We start from the raw sequence: 17,971 nt of genomic DNA, 5'->3' as shown, positions 1-17,971 counted from the left end.
CAAGGGGCTGCACGGCAGCCTTTTATCCTTTATGGCGGGCAATCCCTGCCCGCCCCCCTACGGGCCGCCATAAGCGGCGTTAAAAAATGCTCCAGGCATTTTTTTCGGAGAGACCCATGGCCTATACCACTTTTTCACAGAATAAAAACGACCAGTTACTCGAACCGATGTTCTTCGGTCAGTCGGTTAACGTTGCCCGTTTCGATCAGCAAAAATATGAGATCTTTGAAAAACTGATTGAAAAACAACTTTCCTTCTTCTGGCGCCCGGAAGAAGTTGACGTATCCCGTGACCGTATCGACTATCAGGCGCTGCCTGAGCATGAGAAACACATTTTTATCAGCAACCTGAAATACCAGACTCTGCTGGATTCCATTCAGGGCCGTAGCCCGAACGTAGCGCTGCTGCCGCTGATTTCCATTCCTGAGCTGGAAACCTGGGTAGAAACCTGGGCGTTTTCCGAAACCATTCACTCCCGGTCATATACCCATATTATCCGCAACATCGTTAACGATCCGTCGCTGGTTTTTGACGACATCGTTACCAATGAAGAAATTCTGAAGCGCGCCAAAGATATTTCCGGTTACTACGACTCGCTCATCGAAATGACCAGCTACTACCACCTGCTGGGAGAAGGAACGCATCAGGTCAATGGCGAAACCGTTACCGTTAACCTGTATGAACTGAAGAAAAAACTTTATCTGTGCCTGATGAGCGTCAATGCGCTGGAAGCGATCCGTTTCTACGTCAGCTTCGCCTGTTCATTCGCCTTTGCGGAACGTGAACTGATGGAAGGCAACGCCAAAATCATCAAGCTGATTGCCCGCGATGAAGCGCTGCATCTGACCGGCACCCAGCATATGCTGAACCTGATGCGCTCCGGGAATGATGATCCGGAGATGGCTAAAATTGCCGCAGAGTGCCAGCAGGAATGCTACGACCTGTTCGTGCTCGCCGCACAGCAGGAAAAAGAGTGGGCGGAATATCTGTTCCGCGATGGTTCGATGATTGGCCTGAACAAAGATATTCTGTGCCAGTACGTGGAATATATTACCAACATCCGTATGCAGGCCGTTGGTCTGTCGTTGCCGTTTGAAACGCGCACCAACCCGATTCCGTGGATTAACGCCTGGCTGGTTTCCGATAATGTTCAGGTCGCGCCGCAGGAAGTCGAGGTCAGCTCTTATCTGGTCGGTCAGATTGATTCTGAAATGAATGCTGACGATCTGAGTGATTTCCAGCTTTAACCGCCATGGATAACGCAACCATCACGCTGCGCACGTCAGGTGCGCAGATCGCCTGCACCGACAACGGGCATTCATTGCTGGATGTGCTGGAGTCTCATCAGGTGAGCGTCGAATACCAGTGCCGATCCGGGTACTGCGGCTCTTGTCGCCTGCGTCTGCTCAAAGGCAAAGTCGCTTATCGCCAGACGCCGTTAGCTTGCCTGCAACAGGGGGAAATCCTGCCCTGTTGCTGTATGCCGCTGAACGATATCGAACTGGATATGTGACGCATCGACCGGTTACACCGGTTCCGCCAGAACCGGTTGATCGGCCAGCCAGCCAAATACCTCGTCAATGCCAAGCACATCGGCATAGCGGGCATTAAGATCCAACAGCGTAAAATCCAGTACCGACTGACTTCTGTCGCCGACCAGCTCCCGCGGCACCACCACATGAAACCCCTCCTGAAACGCTTCAATCGCCGTGGCGCGCAAACTGCCGCTGGCGGTTACGCCCCCCAGAATTACCGTATCAACGTCCCGCTGCTTTAACCAGTTAGCCAGATCGTGGCCGTGAAAATCGGAGATATAGCACGTGGACTGCATCCGATCGAACGAGATATCCTCCAGCGCCGCATCGATCCGGTTGAGATAAGCCCCATCGGTCAGGACGGTAATGGAGGAAAACTTTTTCCCCCACATGCGGGAAAAAGGATGATCTTCCTGATAAACCGTGCGGGTAAAAACCGTCGGCAATTGACGTTGTTTCGCCATTTCCAGCAGTTGACGCAGGGCGATTTTATTGAACGACGTGTTGATCGCCAGCGTGGAACCCGAATCCATAAAGGCATAGGTCACGTCCCGTATCAGAATGGCCGCTTTAGAGCCGAAACCAATTTGGCTGGCAAACCCCGTCTGTGAATAAATACGCTGGATTTCATCGGCCAGATAGCGGCGCTGGCCGCCGGGGGTATAAACCACCTTGAGGCCATAGGTTTTCACCTCACCATTTTCCTCCAGACGCCTTAAGGTGCTGGCGGAAATCCCCAACATTTTTGCCGCATCAGACACCGTCAATAATTTATCGTACATAACACGCCATCCTGGTTAACCGGAAAAGACTACCGCGCACAGACCGTGCGCTTAAAAAAACGTCTGGAGCATTTTTTAACGTCGCTTGCGACGGCCCACAGGGGGACGGCAGGGATAGCCCGTCATAAAAAAACGCCGGAAGCGTTTTTCAACGTCACAACGTGACGACCCGTCATCAAAAAAATCATCATGCGTTTGTCTCCCGCCTGCTGGACCAGACTACACCAGCGAGCGGGTTATTTTCAGTGCTGACAGACCGGAGGTAAACAGGCATGCCAGTCGGTCATCTGCTGATAGTATAACCCCAGGTCCACCAGCGCCTGTTCATTACCGTGCCGGGCCACCCACTGCATACCGATGGGCAATCCCGAACGGGAAAAACCGACCGGCAGCGTCAGCGTCGGCACGCCGGCATTGGTGAACGGCATATTAAACGCCGGCGAACCGGTGCGTTCCAGGCTATAAGGCGCCAGCGTCGGCGCAGCCGGCGTCATCAGGAGATCCACTCCGTCAAACAGCGCCGCCAGATCCGCGCGGTAACGGGCACGAGTCTGCTGAGCTTGCAGATACTCATGGGCGGAAATAGCCAGACCTTGTTGCAGAAATTCCTGTAAATAGGCGCCGAACAACGTCGGCGTTTGCAGGAATGTCGTGCGGTGATAGGCCGCACATTCCGCCTGCATCACAATCTGATGGGCCTGACAGGCCGCCTCAAAGCTCTCCGGCAGACCGATGCGCCGCACTCGAACGCCGCGTCCGGCCAGTTCGTCCATCGCCTTCCGGCAGGCAACGCCGATCTCATCATCCACGCAGTCAAACCACGGATGTTCCACGATGCCGACGGTATAATCGTGTTTTTCCCTCAGTTGCAACGGCGTGTAAGGCAGCGTCTGGGTGGTTTCATCCCGCGGGTCCGGCCCTGACAGCGCGTTATACACCAACACCGCATCTTCAACGGTGTGCGTAAAGGCGCCGACATGATCAAGCGACCAACTGGCCGGGATAACCCCGGCTTTGCTGATACGGCCATAGGTTGCCTTGAGCACCGTAACCCCGTTAAACGCCGCCGGACGGGACAGCGATCCGGCCGTCTGCGTACCCAGCGTCATCAGCGCCATGCGCGCGCCAAGCGCCGCCGCGGAACCGCTGCTTGAACCACCGGGCGTATGCTGTGGATTCCAGGCGTTGCCGGTTTCCGGCGGCGTGCCTAAATTGGCGAACTCCGTTGTGGTCAGCTTACCGAGCAACAGCGCCCCCATCTCATCCAGCCGGTCGATAACGCTGGCGTTCTCGGTGGAGATCACCCCCTGACAAACTTTAGAACCGCCCTCGGTGGGCAGCCCGCGGGTGTGGAAGATATCCTTGGCGCCATAGGGAATGCCAAATAGCGCCGGTTTGCAGGCAATCGCCGCCATCTGCCGATCCAGCTCCGCCGCCCGTCGTCTGGCGCCGTCCCGGTCGAGATAACGCCAGGCTTTAATCTGACCATCGCGCTCATCAATACGCGCCAGAAAGTGATTCAGCAACTCGCTTGGCGAGACTTTACCTGCCGCCAACAGCCGCCGGGTGGCGGCAAGCGTGGCAAAAGGAGAATGGTCTAACACATTATTCATAGAACCGATCCTTATCAGGGCTGGCTGGCGAACTGACCGTCAACAATCTGTTCATAAGGCATATCCTGCGTGATATTGCCGACGAATTTTTGAATATCGATCGCGGTGGTGAATGCCAAAGGTGAAATAACCGCGTTCGCGGGATAGACATTACTGTCGATCATGCGCTGCACCGCGGCATCCACCACCTTGCTATCCAGAGAGGCAAACTCCAGACGGGCCACCTTTTTCGCTTCATCCGGATGCTGGTGAATAAAGGCCAGCGATTCATTGATGGATTTGACGAAACGAGCAACCAGCTGCGGATTATCGGCGATGATTTTCTCTGAGGTATTGATGGTGGAGAACGCATACTCTGGGTAATCGCGGGTAAAGTCGTAAATCACTTTCAACCCCTGCCCGATGCCCTGATCCGCCTGAGGCTCATAGACCACCGCCGCGTCCGCTCTGCCGGCCAGCAACGGTCCCAGCTCCGAGCCGTTCTGTACCTCTTCAATCGTGACATCTTGCTTCGCGTTCAGACCCTGTTGCTGTAGCAAACGCAGCAGCAGCGTATTGGACGTGCCGGGCGCCAGCCCCGACACCACTCGTTTACCTTTCAGATCGGCGGGTGAGTTAAAGGTAAAGTCCGGCCTGGCCAGTATCCACACCGGCGCACTATTGGCGACGGCGCTGACGGCTTTGGCTTTGCCGCCTTTCTGCTGAGCGAATCCCACATGCTCAGGCCCGTGAACCGAGAACTGCGCTTCGCCGGACAGCACGGCCGCCAGCGCGGTAGGGCCGGAGCCGGCCGAGCGGATGGTCGTCACATCAATCTGATTCTGAGCAAACATCCCCTGATGTTTCGCCACATAAACCGGCAGATACAACAGCGTGTGAAACGCCTCGGTCACCAGTACGCGATCGGCCTTGCCATCGGCGGCGAAACCGCCGGCAGAGCCCAGGGTAAAGACGGCGGCACACAGCCATGAAACAATTTTATTCATCTGTGAATTCCTTCGATTAATGGGTTAAAGGCATGACTAACGATTACCGGACTGGCGTTCCCAGGGCAGCAGCCAGCGCTGTAGTTGGATAACCAGCAGATAGAGCACAATAGCGACAAACAGCAGGGTAAAGACGCCGACCCACACCACATTGAGGTTGAACAGGTTACCGGCGACGAAAATCATTTTGCCCAGGCCATAATCAGAGGAGATAAATTCCCCACCGATATCGGCAATCAGCGCGAAACCGATGTTCAGGCGGAAGGCTGAGATGATCCACGGCAGCGTGGACGGGATCACCACTTTGCGGAAAATCTGATTCTTATTGGCCCCCAGCGAACGCATCAAATTCACCTGATTGTCATCAATCTGGCGCGTTCCCTGCCACGCCGACAGCAGCGCGACGATATAAGTCGCGATAAACGCCAGCGCGATTTTGGAAAACAGCCCGGAGCCGAACCAGATGATAATGATGGGCGCCAGCGCAATTTTCGGCAGTCCGTTCAGAGCAATAAAAAACGGATCGAGGATGCGCGCCAGCGTAGGTGAATACCACAGCAGCAGCCCGGACAACGACCCCAGCAGACTGCCCAGCACAAAGCCGGTCACCGTGGCGTAAACCGTGACATAGGTATTGGTCAGCAGTTCGCCGTTCGCCAGCAACCGGACAAACTCTTGCCAGATCCCCGCCGGAGAGCCCATCAGAAAGGCATTAACCATGCCGGTGTCTACGCCGTATTGCCACAGCGCCACCAGCGTGATGAGGATCAGCGCCCGCCAGCCATTATCTTTCAGCAGCGACTGAAATTTCTTTTTGCGCCGACGGCTCAGGGCCGACAGACGGGAACGGTTTTTATCCGCAGCGGTAACAGGCGTATTCATGGCCGGCCTCCCAGTTGAATGTCCATATCGGCCCATATCGCGTCGAAAAATTGTTGATAGCGCGGATCTTTACGGGCGCCCATGGCAGAGCCATGTTGCTTGGCCAGACCGACTTCATAGGTTTTTTTATTCCACGTCGGCCGCTGCGACATCACCACGATGCGATCGGACATCGAGATCGCTTCGCCAATGTCATGGGTGATCAGCACCACCGTTTTGCCGTATTCATTAAGAATCGACAGGATCTCTTCTTCCAGCACCAGACGGGTCTGGTAATCCAGTGCGGAGAACGGCTCATCAAGCAGGATGATGTCCGGGTCGATCACCAGCGTACGGATCAGCGCCGCCCTCTGGCGCATCCCCCCGGAAAGCGTGGCGGGATAAGCATGGGCAAAATCGCCCAGACCATATTTCTGTAGGTAGTCCATGGCGCGCTCATGGCGCTCTTTCTTCGGCACTTCACTGATTTCCAGCCCCAGACAGACGTTATCGAGGATGGTGCGCCAGGGAAACAGCAGATCCTTTTGCAGCATGTAACCCACCCGCCCTTTCTTGGGAATGGCGTAGTATTGGTCAAACACCTGAATATCACCGGAAGTGGGCGTCAGCAGTCCGGCAATCATGTTGAACATGGTGGTCTTGCCGCATCCGCTGGGGCCGACAATACTGATAAACTCCCGATGATAGATATCAATTGAGATGTCTTTAATCACATCCACCACGTTTTCATCGTGATCCAGAAACTGCTTTTTCACTCCTTTCATCGAGATGGCTACCGGAGGCGAGGCGGGATCGTTAGGCGGCGCTTTTTTTATTGCAGGTGAAGGGCTCATCACATACTCCTGATTAACAGCATCTCCGGATACCCCTTGCCGCAGCACGGGCGTATCGCCGGATATATAGACCAAGGATTAATGAAGTCGATTCACCGTAGCAAAAACTTTCCAAACTTGTCTAATATGACAAACTTATCAAAGCTGTCATATTTTTCGCTGGTTTTCCCCTGCCCCGGTTTTTCACTAACGGGACAAGAACAGGACAAAGACTGCCGAAAGCGACAAAACGGTGGAAAATAACCACAGCGCAACGGATTCCGGCTACGCTTGGGTTACACTAACATCTGATAAAACAACTGGGAGGTTTTAGATAATGCTTACCGTGATTCCTGTATTGATCTTTGTCGCACTGATCCTCGTCTGGTCAGGCATTAAAATTGTGCCCCAGGGCTACCAATGGACCGTTGAACGCTTTGGCCGCTACACCAAAACGCTGATGCCGGGTCTTAATCTGGTGGTGCCGTTCATGGATCGCATTGGCCGGAAAATCAACATGATGGAACAGGTGCTGGATATCCCGTCTCAGGAAGTCATTTCGCGCGATAACGCCAATGTGGCGATCGATGCGGTCTGCTTTATTCAGGTTATCGATCCCGCGCGCGCGGCCTATGAAGTCAGTAATCTGGAACAGGCCATCGTCAACCTGACCATGACCAACTTCCGTACCGTACTGGGCTCAATGGAACTGGATGAAATGCTTTCTCAGCGTGACAGCATTAACAGCCGCCTGTTGCACATTGTCGATGAGGCAACCAATCCGTGGGGCGTGAAAATTACCCGTATCGAAATCCGCGATGTTCGCCCGCCGGCCGAACTTATTGCGGCAATGAATGCCCAGATGAAAGCCGAACGTAACAAACGTGCTGACATTCTTGAAGCGGAAGGGGTGCGTCAGGCCGCTATTTTGCGCGCTGAAGGCGAAAAACAGTCGCAGATCCTGAAAGCGGAAGGCCAGCGTCAGTCCGCGTTCCTTGAAGCTGAAGCGCGTGAACGTGCGGCAGAAGCGGAAGCGCAGGCAACCAAAATGGTATCAGAGGCGATTGCCGCCGGTAACATTCAGGCAATCAACTACTTTGTCGCCCAGAAATATACCGATGCCCTGCAACAGATTGGTTCATCCAATAACAGCAAGGTCATCATGATGCCGCTGGAAGCCAGTAATCTGATGGGCGCTATCGGCGGTATCACCGAATTGATCAAAGACAGTAAAGATAGCCGAGGCCAATAATGGACATCGAACTGGTGGTGGAAAATGCGCACTGGTTCTGGCTGTCGCTCGGCGGCCTGTTACTGGCGGCCGAAATGCTGGGAGCCAGCGGCTATCTGCTCTGGAGCGGTATCTCTGCGATACTGGTCGGTCTGCTGGTATGGGCCGTACCATTTTCGTGGCCGTGGCAAGGCATCGCCTTTTCCGTGCTGACGATCATCACCGCTCTGCTCTGGTGGTACTGGCTACGCAGGCGAACGCTTGCGCAACCACAGAGTGTGCTGAATCAACGCGGGAAACAGCTGGTTGGTCTGCGCGCGACGCTGAGCGAGCCCGTCGTCAATGGTTTTGGCCGGGCCCGCATCGGCGACAGCACCTGGCGGGTAAAATCAGCACAGGATTTGGCTGCCGGTACGCACATTGAAGTGATTGCCGTTGAAGGCATAACCTTGTACGTGCGCGAAGTGAAGTCTTAATCTCAGTCGTCATTATCGGAAGGATACGTTCCTTCCGTATGGCAACACCCTGCAAGATTGTCGATGATCGGGCAATCCGTGCCGCTGTCGCCCGGACATTGTTCCGCCAAAAGCAGTAAACGCTGGCGCATCGCTTTCAGTTCTTCAATATGCACTTCAATTTCATGTACTTTCTGCATGGTGCGGGCTTTAACGTCTGCGCTGTGTCGCAAAGGATCGTTAAACAGCGCCACCAGCTCCCGGCACTCATCCAGATTAAACCCCACCTGGCGAGCCTGACGCAGCAGAGTAAGTTCTTCGACATGATGAGCATCATAGCTACGATAGCCGTTTTCAGAACGTAGCGGTGCCGTCATCAACGCTTTCTCTTCATAGAAACGAATCGTTTTACTGGTGAGGCCGGTTTTTTTTGCCACATCGCTGATATTCATCATTTCCCCCTTGACCCTCCCCTTGCTGGAAGGTTTAACCTGTTCAACAGTCACAGAAATCAGACAGCCGATCGAGATACATGGTTTTATCTTTTTCCACTGTCTTTTTTCCGCAACCTGAAAGACTACAAGATGAAGTCCACCGTTAACCACGGCTGAACTCACAGGAGAAGAAGATTATGTCACAAACGACCGTCTTGTCATTACAGGGTCTCACCTGTGGACATTGTATACAACGAGTCAAAAAAACGCTGGAAGCGATGCCTGACGTCGAACAGGCCGAGGTCACGCTCAACTACGCCAGAATCACCGGCGATACGGATGTGCAGGCACTGATTCACAGTATCGAGCAGGCGGGCTATGAAGCCAATCGCGCCACCACGCCCGATGTTTCATTACAGCTTTCAGGGTTAAGCTGCAATCACTGCGTGGCTTCCACGCGCAAGGCTCTGGAAGCCGTTCCGGGCGTTATCGCGACTGAAGTGTCAAAAGAACAGGCCCAAATCTATGGCGATGCTGACGCTGTCGCCCTGGTTAATGCCGTCGAACAGGCCGGCTATCAGGCCAGCGTACTGGAAACCGCTCACCCAAAAACTGAGCCGCTGGCACAGGTAGCGATCGCGCCGGAAGCGCTGCCAGCGGCCCAGAACGATCTTCCGGCAACGCTCACCGCGGATAGCGATCATGATGACAGCGTACAGCTTCTGCTTCAGGGCATGAGCTGCGCCAGCTGCGTTAACCGCGTTCAGCATGCTTTGCTGAATGTCGAAGGCGTGACGCAGGCACGCGTCAATCTGGCGGAACGCAGCGCGCTGGTCAGCGGACACGCCACACACCAAGCCTTGATTGCGGCGGTTGAACAGGCAGGCTATGGCGCAGAAATCATTCTGGATGAAGACGAACGCCGGGCACGTCAGCAGGAAACCGCGCAACAAAACATCCGCCGCTTCCAATGGCAGGCCGCATTAGGCCTGCTATTGGGCGTACCGCTGATGATCTGGGGCGTGCTGGGCGGCAGCATGACGCTGACGCCGGAAAGCCGCACGCCGTGGCTGGTGGTCGGTCTGCTGACGCTGGCCGTGATGATTTTCGCCGGAGGACATTTCTATCGCAACGCCTGGCGTAGCCTGAAAAATGGCGGCGCAACGATGGATACGCTGGTCGCACTCGGCACCGGCGCCGCCTGGCTCTATTCCATTACCGTCAACATGTGGCCGGACGTGTTTCCTATGGCGGCGCGCCATCTCTACTATGAAGCCAGCGCCATGATTATCGGTCTGATTAATCTCGGCCATGCTCTGGAACAGCGTGCCCGCCAACGTTCTTCACGCGCGCTGGAAAGGCTGTTGGACCTGACGCCGCCGGGCGCCCGCGTTGTCACGCCGGACGGAGAGAAAACCATCCCGCTGTCCGACGTGCAGGCCGGAATGACGCTGAGACTGACAACGGGCGATCGCATTCCTGTTGACGGCGAAATCCTGCAAGGGGAATTGTGGGTCGATGAAGCCATGTTGACCGGCGAACCCATTCCTCAGCAGAAAGCCCGCGGTGATACGGTGCATGCCGGTACGCTGGTCGCCGATGGCAGCGCATTATTCCGGGCGGATGCCATCGGCAATCAAACCACGCTGTCACGCATCATCCGGTTGGTCAGGCAGGCGCAGAGCAGCAAACCGGCGATCGGCCAACTGGCCGACCGTATTTCTGCGGTGTTTGTGCCCGTCGTGGTCGCGATTGCCATCATCAGCGGTGCAATCTGGTATTTCGTCGGGCCGCCGCCACAAATCGTCTATACGCTGGTCATTGCCACGACGGTTCTGATCATCGCCTGCCCGTGCGCGCTTGGATTGGCAACGCCGATGTCGATCATTTCCGGCGTTGGTCGTGCGGCAGAACTGGGCGTGCTGGTTCGGGATGCCGACGCTCTGCAACAGGCCAGTAAACTGGACGTTCTGGTGTTCGATAAAACCGGCACGCTCACTGAAGGGCAGCCGCGCGTCGTCGATGTGCATACGTTTGGGTCGATAACCGAACAACAGGCGCTGATCTGGGCGGCATCGCTGGAGCAGGGTTCCAGCCACCCGCTGGCTAAAGCGCTGGTCGAACGGGCCGCAGAATCGCCGTTGACAGCGGTTGAACAGTTCCGGACCCTTCGCGGCCTTGGCGTCAGTGGCGACATCGGCGATGACTCGCTGTTACTCGGCAATCCGGCGCTGCTAAAACAGCATCAGATAGATATCGAGGCCGGAGAGAGCTGGATTAATGAGCAGGCGCGGCGTGGTATTACCCCCGTGCTGCTGGCGGCAAACGGTCATATTGCCGCCGTGTTTTCCATTCAGGATCCGCTACGTCAGGACAGCGTTACGGCGCTGCAACGTCTGCATCAGCAAGGTTACCAGTTGGTCATGCTGACGGGTGATAATCCGCTGACGGCGAATGCCATCGCCAAAGACGCCGGAATCGATCGGGTGATTGCCGGCGTTCTGCCGGACGGCAAAGCTGACGCCATCAAAAAGCTGCAAGCACAGGGGAAACGCGTGGCCATGATTGGCGACGGCATTAATGATGCGCCTGCGCTGGCGCAGGCTGACGTAGGGATCGCCATGGGAGGCGGCAGCGATATTGCTATCGAAACCGCGGCCATTACCCTGATGCGCCACAGCCTGCACGGCGTTGCCGACGCGCTGGCCCTTTCCAGAGCCACGCTGAGTAATATGAAACAGAACCTGCTGGGGGCCTTTATCTATAACTCGCTCGGTATTCCCATTGCAGCCGGCGTGCTCTATCCGCTGACGGGTACGCTGTTGAGCCCGGTCGTTGCCGGCGCGGCGATGGCATTGTCATCCATTACCGTCGTCAGTAACGCCAATCGGTTATTGCGCTTCAAACCGAAGTCGTGATCGGCTTTACCGGCATAAAGCCATATGCAACAACATTGTCCCTGCGCACAACGACACTGAACCTGTTTTTGTGCGCAGGCATGACGACCCGAGTACGGCGGACGCAGCCAGACGTAACGGCCCCCTGCCCTGATTTGCCACCCGATTTACCCGCATCTGCATTTTTCATCCGATAACCAGTACAACTTGATTGCATTAGCGTTTAGCATAGGGTTCTTCACGTCCGGAGACAGAATTTATGTGGCAGCAACTGCGCAGGATAGCGACGTTCCTTGGGTTTATTTCGCCGCTGACTTATGCCTATCCCGCGATCGATGTTCAACTTGCGAACGAACGCCAGTTTCACCTGGTTGGCAGTATTCATATGGGCAGTCTGGATATGTCGCCATTACCCGGCGAACTGCTGCAACAGCTACAGCGTGCCACCGCCCTGATTGTCGAAGCAGACATCTCGGATACCGGTTTTCCTTTTGCACCGTCGGAAATCGACGTTCCACTTTCACAGCGGCTGAATCCGGCCGACTATCATCAATTACAGCAAATCTGCGAATCGCTGCCGATCGGTGAAAACACCATCGACCATTTGCCAGCCTGGCAGGCCGCTCTGATGTTACAGGCGCATCAGGCTCAGAGACTGGGGCTCAGACCCGATTACGGCATTGATTATCAACTGATTACGGCGGCAAAATCTCAAGGCTTGCCCATCATCGAGCTTGAGGGACAGGATACCCAGATCGCGCTGTTACAGCAGTTGCCACAGGGCGGACTGCTGTTGCTGGAAGATACGATCAGGCACTGGCACACCAACGCCCGTCTGCTGCAAACGATGATTGGCTGGTGGCTGGAGCGTAAGCCCGGCAAGCTCCCACCGGAGATGCCGGCCACGTTCAGCAATGAAATGACCGATTTGTTGATGAATCAGCGCAACCGTCGCTGGCAGAAACAACTTCAGGCGCTGCCTTCCGGTAACTATGTGGTTGCCGTGGGCGCGCTGCATTTATATGGTGATGACAACCTACCGACCTTGTTACAGGCAAATTGAGCGAAACGTCGCCCGTAAGGATATTTGAATCATGACACCGGCAGTAAAACTCTTAGAGAAAAACAAGATTGCTTTTACGCTGCATAGCTATCACCACGACAGTGAAGAAACGAACTTTGGCGAAGAAGCCGCTCAAAAACTGGGATTAAATAAAGAACAGGTTTATAAAACGCTGCTGGTTTCACTGAATGGCGACGCCAAAAATCTGGCGGTGGCCGTGACGCCGGTTGCCGGAATGCTGGATTTAAAGAAAGTGGCACGTGCCCTCTCGGCGAAAAAAGCCGATATGGCCGATCCGGCCATTGCTCAACGGGTCACCGGTTATCTGGTGGGGGGCATCAGTCCACTGGGACAGAAAAAACTGTTGCCCACCGTGATTGACGAACCGGCTCGCCAGTTCAGTACGATTTTTATTTCGGGTGGCAACGCGGGCTGGATATCGAGCTGGCCGCCGATGATTTGGCGCGTCTGTTACGCGCCACCTTCGCCGATATCGCCAAACACGATTGATCAACCGGGTATGCCGGGCAAGAAGATGTCAAGAGAGAAAGCGCATCGCTGACCTGACAAGGCCAGCGACAAGGAGGATCATTTATGCCGTCAGACGAGCAAATGCGTCGCGAATTTCCTGTTCAGGAAGATCCTGACCAATGAAGACCAGCACGCTTTGCCTTTCCTCGCCGTCCTGCCATTCTCTGTCCCAGTCAGCGCTATACAAACGCTGAACGCCCTGAAACAGCAGGCGGCGGGCATCATCGTTGATAGACAGAATGCCTTTGTAACGCAACAGGTTATCGGAAAACTGCAATAGCAGGTTCTCCATCACATCCGATACGGCTGGCAGTTCAACCGGTTTATCCAGATACACGACTATCGACTGAACATTGTTTTCCGTCGGCGCGATAAAGCGAAACACCGGTGTTTTCACCGCCAGCTTGTCATTAAGGATAAAGCCTTCGATATTGAACAACACGCCCAGATCGATATCGCCATGTATCACCGGATAGATCGGCGCGCGGGCATTGATACGCTGGAGGCGCGCAAGCAAGGTATCATCTTCGCCCGCCACATCGGTTTTCGTCAGCAGAATCCGATCGGCGTAGCCAATCTGCGACTGGGCAATAGTAAATTGATCGAGCTGCTGCTGAGCATGTACCGCATCAACCAGCGTAATAATGCCGTCCAGCACAAAGCGCTCGCAGAGCACCTCATGGGAGAAGAACGTCTGCGCCACCGGACCAGGATCGGCCATGCCGGTACATTCAATGATGACGTGATCGAAATCCAGCTTGCCGCTATCAACGCCATCCAACAGATCAAGCAACGCGTCCGCCAGTTCATTCGCCTGGCTACAGCAGATACAGCCGTTGCTCAGCGTCGTGATTTGGCTTGCCCGCTCGCCAATCAGCGCATTATCAATCGGTACTTCACCAAATTCATTTTCAATTACGGCAATCTTGTAACCATGATCGGCATTCAGAATATGGCGTAACAACGTGGTTTTGCCCGCGCCCAGAAAGCCGGTAAGTATGGTTACATAGAGTGGTTGAGTCATAACTGCTCCCGATTTGCCAACAGCTTATTTTGTTAACCATTTATTTGTTAACAACAACGCATCCCGCCTTTGCCATCTCCGCCATAACGCGCCTGCTGGCGCTCGCGGAAAAATTCTTCGTAAGTCATCATCGGTTTATCAGGGTGGTTAGTCTGCATATGCTGCACATAGGTATCGTAGTCCGGCATACCAACCAGCATACGCGCCGCCTGGCCCAAATACTTTCCTGCTTTTCCCAGATTGCCAAACATTATCACCTCCGGGCCACCGCAAACGACGGTCGCTATATGAAAAATACCCTGTATAACGTTATACATTATACAGGGTAGACATACCCGTCATCTTTTGCGTTCCGACCGTGCTGGCCGTCTCTCAAAATCTGACGGGATAGTGATACTTAGTGACCGGAAGAAACTTTCACGCCACCTTCAGGAACCGGCACATACGGCGTTTCCTGATCCGTACGCCCCGGCGCTTTCCGGGCTTCCAGCGCGGCTTTGATACCGTACGCGATAATGCTGTACACCACGATCAGGAACAGAATGCTCAGACCCGCGTTGGTGTAGTTGTTGGTCACAATATGGTTCATGTTCGCAATCTGCTGCGCGCTCAGATCGGCGCCGCCTTCGGCGATCTTGCCTTTGAACATGTTGGCCATATAGAAGAAGCCTTCCAACTGCGGATTATCACTGAACAGTTTCAGGCCCAGCGCCCAGGTGGTGCAGATCAGCAGCCAGATAGCCGGTACTAACGTCACCCAGATGTACTGCGCACGTTTCATCTTAATCAGGATAACCGTACCCAATACCAGCGCCACAGCCGCCAGCATCTGGTTAGAGATACCGAACAGCGGCCACAGGCTCTTCACGCCGCCCAGCGGATCGACAACGCCCTGATACAGCAGGTAACCCCACAGCCCCACGCAACCAGCCGTACCGATGATACCCGCCACCAGCGAGTCGGTTTTCTTCAGGAATGGAACAAAGTTGCCCAGCAGATCCTGCAACATAAAGCGGCCGGCACGCGTACCCGCATCCAGTGCGGTCAGAATGAACAGCGCCTCAAACAGGATACCGAAGTGATACCAGAAACCCATGTCGGCGCCTGGAATGATCTGATGGAACACGTACGCAATACCCACCGCCAGCGTCGGCGCGCCACCCGCACGGTTCAGAACAGAAGGTTCACCAATGTCTTTCGCCGTTTGCAGGATTTGCTCAGGAGAAATGACAAAGCCCCAGGAACTGACCGTCGCAGCAGCGTGCGCGGAAACATCCTGCAACTGTGACAGGATCATCGGCGCATCGGCCGTACCCAGTCGGTGCAGATCCGGCATGGTGATACCCAACGCCGCAGGCGGGGTGTTCATCGCAAAGTACAGACCCGGTTCGATAATAGAGGCCGCAACCAGCGCCATTACCGCGACGAAGGACTCCATCAACATGGCGCCATAGCCGATGAAACGCGCATCCATTTCGTTAGCCAGCAGTTTCGGCGTCGTACCGGAAGCAATCAGCGCGTGGAAGCCAGAGACCGCGCCACAGGCAATGGTGATAAACAGGAATGGGAACAGCGTGCCTTTCCATACCGGGCCGGTGCCATCCACAAACTGCGTCACCGCAGGCATTTTCAGATCCGGGTTCAGGATCACGATGCCGATAGCCAGACCGACGATAACCCCGATTTTCAGGAAAGTGGCCAGATAGTCACGCGGCGCCAGAATCAGCCATACCGGCAGCAGCGCGGAAACAAAGGCGTAGCCAATCAGCGTATAGGTGATGGTGGTGTCTTTGAAGGTCAACGCCGGACCCCAGTACGGGTCATGCGCGACAACGCCACCAAACCAGATCGCCAGCACCAGCAGCACAATCCCGATAACCGAAACTTCGCCAACGCGGCCCGGACGGATAAAGCGCATGTAAATGCCCATAAACAGCGCGATCGGCACCGTGGAACACACGGTGAACACCCCCCACGGACTTTCTGCCAGCGCTTTAACCACAATCAATGCCAGTACGGCCAGAATGATGATCATGATAAGGAAGCAGCCAAACAGTGCGATCGTGCCTGGAATCGGACCCAGCTCTTTCTTAACGATTTCGCCTAACGACGCGCCGTTACGACGGGTCGAAATGAACAGCACCATGAAGTCCTGAACGGCACCCGCCAGCACCACGCCGCCCAGCAGCCACAGCGTGCCCGGCAGATAACCAACCTGCGCGGCCAGTACCGGCCCAACCAGCGGACCCGCGCCCGCGATAGCGGCAAAGTGGTGCCCAAATAGCACATTGCGGTTGGTCGGAACATAGTTAAGGCCGTCGTTATTGACCACGGCCGGCGTCGCTCTGGTCGGATCCAACTGCATGACTTTTTGCGCGATATACAAGCTGTAGTATCGGTAAGCCACAAGGTAGACGGCGACAGAAGCGACAATAATCCATAACGCACTGACATGCTCGCCGCGGCGCAGTGCGACTACGCCAAGACAGGCAGCCCCTATGACCCCAAGGATCATCCAGGGGATGTGTTTAAGAATAGTACTGCTCTTCATAAGACATCCTTCAATTGAAAATCGTCATTGTTTGATTTAGTTAGCTGTGGAAAGGTAAACCCTGGTAACACCTCATGCGATAACACGGGTTATCGCCTCGTTCGGATACAGAAAATAATGGCGGCACATTACGGCATCGCGTGGGGGGGGACGGTGGGTATTTGAGTAGGAGGCAGAATAGCGAGCTAAGCGGTTAGAATCGCCCGGTGAGCGGTTCGCGGGAAATACCCGCAGGCAAAGCGCCGATAGCGACATCGATATCAGCGTCGTGACACATTCAGTTGCGGCGTCAGGAACACACTGCGGAAATATTCGCGCATAGCCTGCATCGCCGGGGTAAAATCCGCATCACGGCGCCAGGCAAGCCCGACACTCATCGGGTGCACGACATCTTTCAGGGAGCGGGTTTCGATACGCCGCCCTTCCAGCGACCAGGGCCGGTAAACCAGATCCGATAAAATAGCCACGCCCAGCCCATTAGCCACCATGCTGCGCACGGCTTCTACCGAACTGGTCCGCAGCATGGTACGCGGCCGATATCCGCTCAAATCCCAATAGCGCATGGCGCTGTGATCCGCTTCATCGACCGTGAGCATGATGAAAGGCTCTTTCTCGACATCAGCCAGACTCACTTCCGGCTTTTTACACAGCGGATGACGACTGGGTAACCACAAGCGCCGCTCGGAATTAAACAATTTTTCCGAAACAATTTCCGGGTGAGTAAGGTTATCAGTCAATACCAGCGAGATATCAAAGGCACGATTGAGCAGCCCCTGTTCAATATCACTGCGTTCCCGTTCATTCAGATTGATGGTGATATGCGGAAAACCATAGGACAGGCGTTGCAGATGAAACGGCAGAAAATAGCCCATTACCGTATAACTCGCCGCCATATTCAGCGTTCCGTTGATACGGTTATCCGTGAGAGGCATCCTCATCGCATCGTCAACGCTGCGCAAAATGGAATAGGCGTGATTCAGAAAGTAACTGCCATTTTCGGTCAGCGTCATACCGTGAACCGATCGCAGGAACAGCGGTTTTCCCAACATGTGCTCCAGTTCCTGAATCGCCGTGGTGACCGCTGACTGTGAAATATTCAACTGAATAGCCGCCTGAGATATTTGGCCCATTTCGGCAGTGGCCACAAAATATCGAATCTGACGAAATGTGATCAT

The 17,971-nt window shown here is 54.9% G+C and carries 16 protein-coding genes and 1 pseudogene; 7 read left to right on the top strand and 10 right to left on the bottom strand.

Features of this window, described 5'->3' with window-relative positions; all coding sequences use genetic code 11:
- Positions 1 to 116: 116 nt before the first annotated feature.
- Positions 117 to 1,247: a class Ia ribonucleoside-diphosphate reductase subunit beta gene (gene nrdB, locus B4923_RS03360; protein WP_109052946.1), complete on the top strand. Its 1,131-nt coding sequence runs from the start codon at positions 117 to 119 to the stop codon at positions 1,245 to 1,247.
- A 5-nt stretch (positions 1,248 to 1,252) separates the two neighbouring features.
- Positions 1,253 to 1,513 carry a class I ribonucleotide reductase maintenance protein YfaE gene (gene yfaE / locus B4923_RS03355; protein ID WP_109052945.1) on the top strand — a complete coding sequence of 87 codons (261 nt, stop codon included), beginning with the start codon at positions 1,253 to 1,255 and terminating at the stop codon, positions 1,511 to 1,513.
- Positions 1,514 to 1,525: 12 nt separating this feature from the next.
- Here yfaE and B4923_RS03350 read toward each other — a convergent pair whose 3' ends face one another.
- From B4923_RS03350 to B4923_RS03330, 5 genes are all read right to left on the bottom strand, one after another.
- Positions 1,526 to 2,317, bottom strand: a complete 792-nt coding sequence (locus B4923_RS03350; RefSeq protein ID WP_109052944.1) for an isochorismatase family protein — start codon at positions 2,315 to 2,317, stop codon at positions 1,526 to 1,528.
- 242 nt (positions 2,318 to 2,559) lie between these two features.
- Positions 2,560 to 3,930 carry an amidase gene (locus B4923_RS03345; protein WP_109052943.1) on the bottom strand — a complete coding sequence of 457 codons (1,371 nt, stop codon included), beginning with the start codon at positions 3,928 to 3,930 and terminating at the stop codon, positions 2,560 to 2,562.
- A gap of 14 nt (positions 3,931 to 3,944) precedes the next feature.
- Entirely contained in the window at positions 3,945 to 4,916 is a 972-nt protein-coding gene (locus B4923_RS03340; protein ID WP_109052942.1) for an ABC transporter substrate-binding protein, read from the bottom strand.
- A 36-nt stretch (positions 4,917 to 4,952) separates the two neighbouring features.
- Positions 4,953 to 5,798: an ABC transporter permease gene (locus tag B4923_RS03335; RefSeq protein WP_109052941.1), complete on the bottom strand. Its 846-nt coding sequence runs from the start codon at positions 5,796 to 5,798 to the stop codon at positions 4,953 to 4,955.
- Positions 5,795 to 6,631, bottom strand: coding sequence for an ABC transporter ATP-binding protein (locus B4923_RS03330; RefSeq protein WP_109052940.1), 837 nt, complete (start codon positions 6,629 to 6,631; stop codon positions 5,795 to 5,797). Before B4923_RS03330 ends, B4923_RS03335 begins: the two co-directional genes overlap by 4 nt.
- A gap of 316 nt (positions 6,632 to 6,947) precedes the next feature.
- Between B4923_RS03330 and B4923_RS03325 the strand changes: the two genes are divergently transcribed.
- Together B4923_RS03325 and B4923_RS03320 are read left to right on the top strand one after the other, a co-directional pair.
- On the top strand, positions 6,948 to 7,862 hold the full coding sequence (locus B4923_RS03325) for an SPFH domain-containing protein (RefSeq protein ID WP_109052939.1): 915 nt from the start codon (positions 6,948 to 6,950) through the stop codon (positions 7,860 to 7,862).
- Positions 7,862 to 8,317 carry an NfeD family protein gene (locus tag B4923_RS03320; RefSeq protein WP_109052938.1) on the top strand — a complete coding sequence of 152 codons (456 nt, stop codon included), beginning with the start codon at positions 7,862 to 7,864 and terminating at the stop codon, positions 8,315 to 8,317. Before B4923_RS03325 ends, B4923_RS03320 begins: the two co-directional genes overlap by 1 nt.
- 2 nt (positions 8,318 to 8,319) lie before the next feature.
- Here B4923_RS03320 and cueR read toward each other — a convergent pair whose 3' ends face one another.
- Complete coding sequence (gene cueR / locus B4923_RS03315; protein WP_109052937.1) at positions 8,320 to 8,748, bottom strand: Cu(I)-responsive transcriptional regulator; 429 nt, start codon at positions 8,746 to 8,748, stop codon at positions 8,320 to 8,322.
- A gap of 179 nt (positions 8,749 to 8,927) precedes the next feature.
- Here cueR and copA point away from each other — a divergent pair, with 179 nt between their 5' ends.
- The 3 genes and pseudogenes from copA (at position 8,928) to ybaK (ending at position 13,200) form a co-directional block, all read left to right on the top strand.
- Positions 8,928 to 11,648, top strand: coding sequence for a copper-exporting P-type ATPase CopA (copA, locus tag B4923_RS03310; RefSeq protein WP_109052936.1), 2,721 nt, complete (start codon positions 8,928 to 8,930; stop codon positions 11,646 to 11,648).
- A 238-nt stretch (positions 11,649 to 11,886) separates the two neighbouring features.
- Entirely contained in the window at positions 11,887 to 12,690 is an 804-nt protein-coding gene (locus B4923_RS03305) for a TraB/GumN family protein (protein WP_109052935.1), read from the top strand.
- A 31-nt stretch (positions 12,691 to 12,721) separates the two neighbouring features.
- A pseudogene (gene ybaK / locus B4923_RS03300) lies at positions 12,722 to 13,200 on the top strand (Cys-tRNA(Pro)/Cys-tRNA(Cys) deacylase YbaK).
- Between the two features lie 82 nt (positions 13,201 to 13,282).
- Here ybaK and yjiA read toward each other — a convergent pair.
- The 4 genes from yjiA to B4923_RS03280 form a co-directional block, all read right to left on the bottom strand.
- Complete coding sequence (yjiA, locus tag B4923_RS03295) at positions 13,283 to 14,245, bottom strand: GTPase (RefSeq protein ID WP_109052934.1); 963 nt, start codon at positions 14,243 to 14,245, stop codon at positions 13,283 to 13,285.
- 47 nt (positions 14,246 to 14,292) lie between these two features.
- A complete protein-coding gene (locus B4923_RS03290; protein WP_109052933.1) occupies positions 14,293 to 14,496 on the bottom strand; it encodes a YbdD/YjiX family protein in 204 nt (67 codons plus the stop codon).
- A gap of 146 nt (positions 14,497 to 14,642) precedes the next feature.
- Positions 14,643 to 16,796, bottom strand: coding sequence for a carbon starvation CstA family protein (locus B4923_RS03285; protein ID WP_109052932.1), 2,154 nt, complete (start codon positions 16,794 to 16,796; stop codon positions 14,643 to 14,645).
- A gap of 260 nt (positions 16,797 to 17,056) precedes the next feature.
- On the bottom strand, positions 17,057 to 17,971 hold the full coding sequence (locus B4923_RS03280; RefSeq protein ID WP_109052931.1) for a LysR family transcriptional regulator: 915 nt from the start codon (positions 17,969 to 17,971) through the stop codon (positions 17,057 to 17,059).

Source organism: Brenneria roseae subsp. americana, from assembly GCF_003115815.1.
In the GTDB taxonomy this organism is placed as follows: Bacteria; Pseudomonadota; Gammaproteobacteria; order Enterobacterales; family Enterobacteriaceae; genus Brenneria; species Brenneria roseae.
Note: the sequence above shows the minus strand (reverse complement) of the source record. Positions and strands in the feature narration are given on the sequence as shown.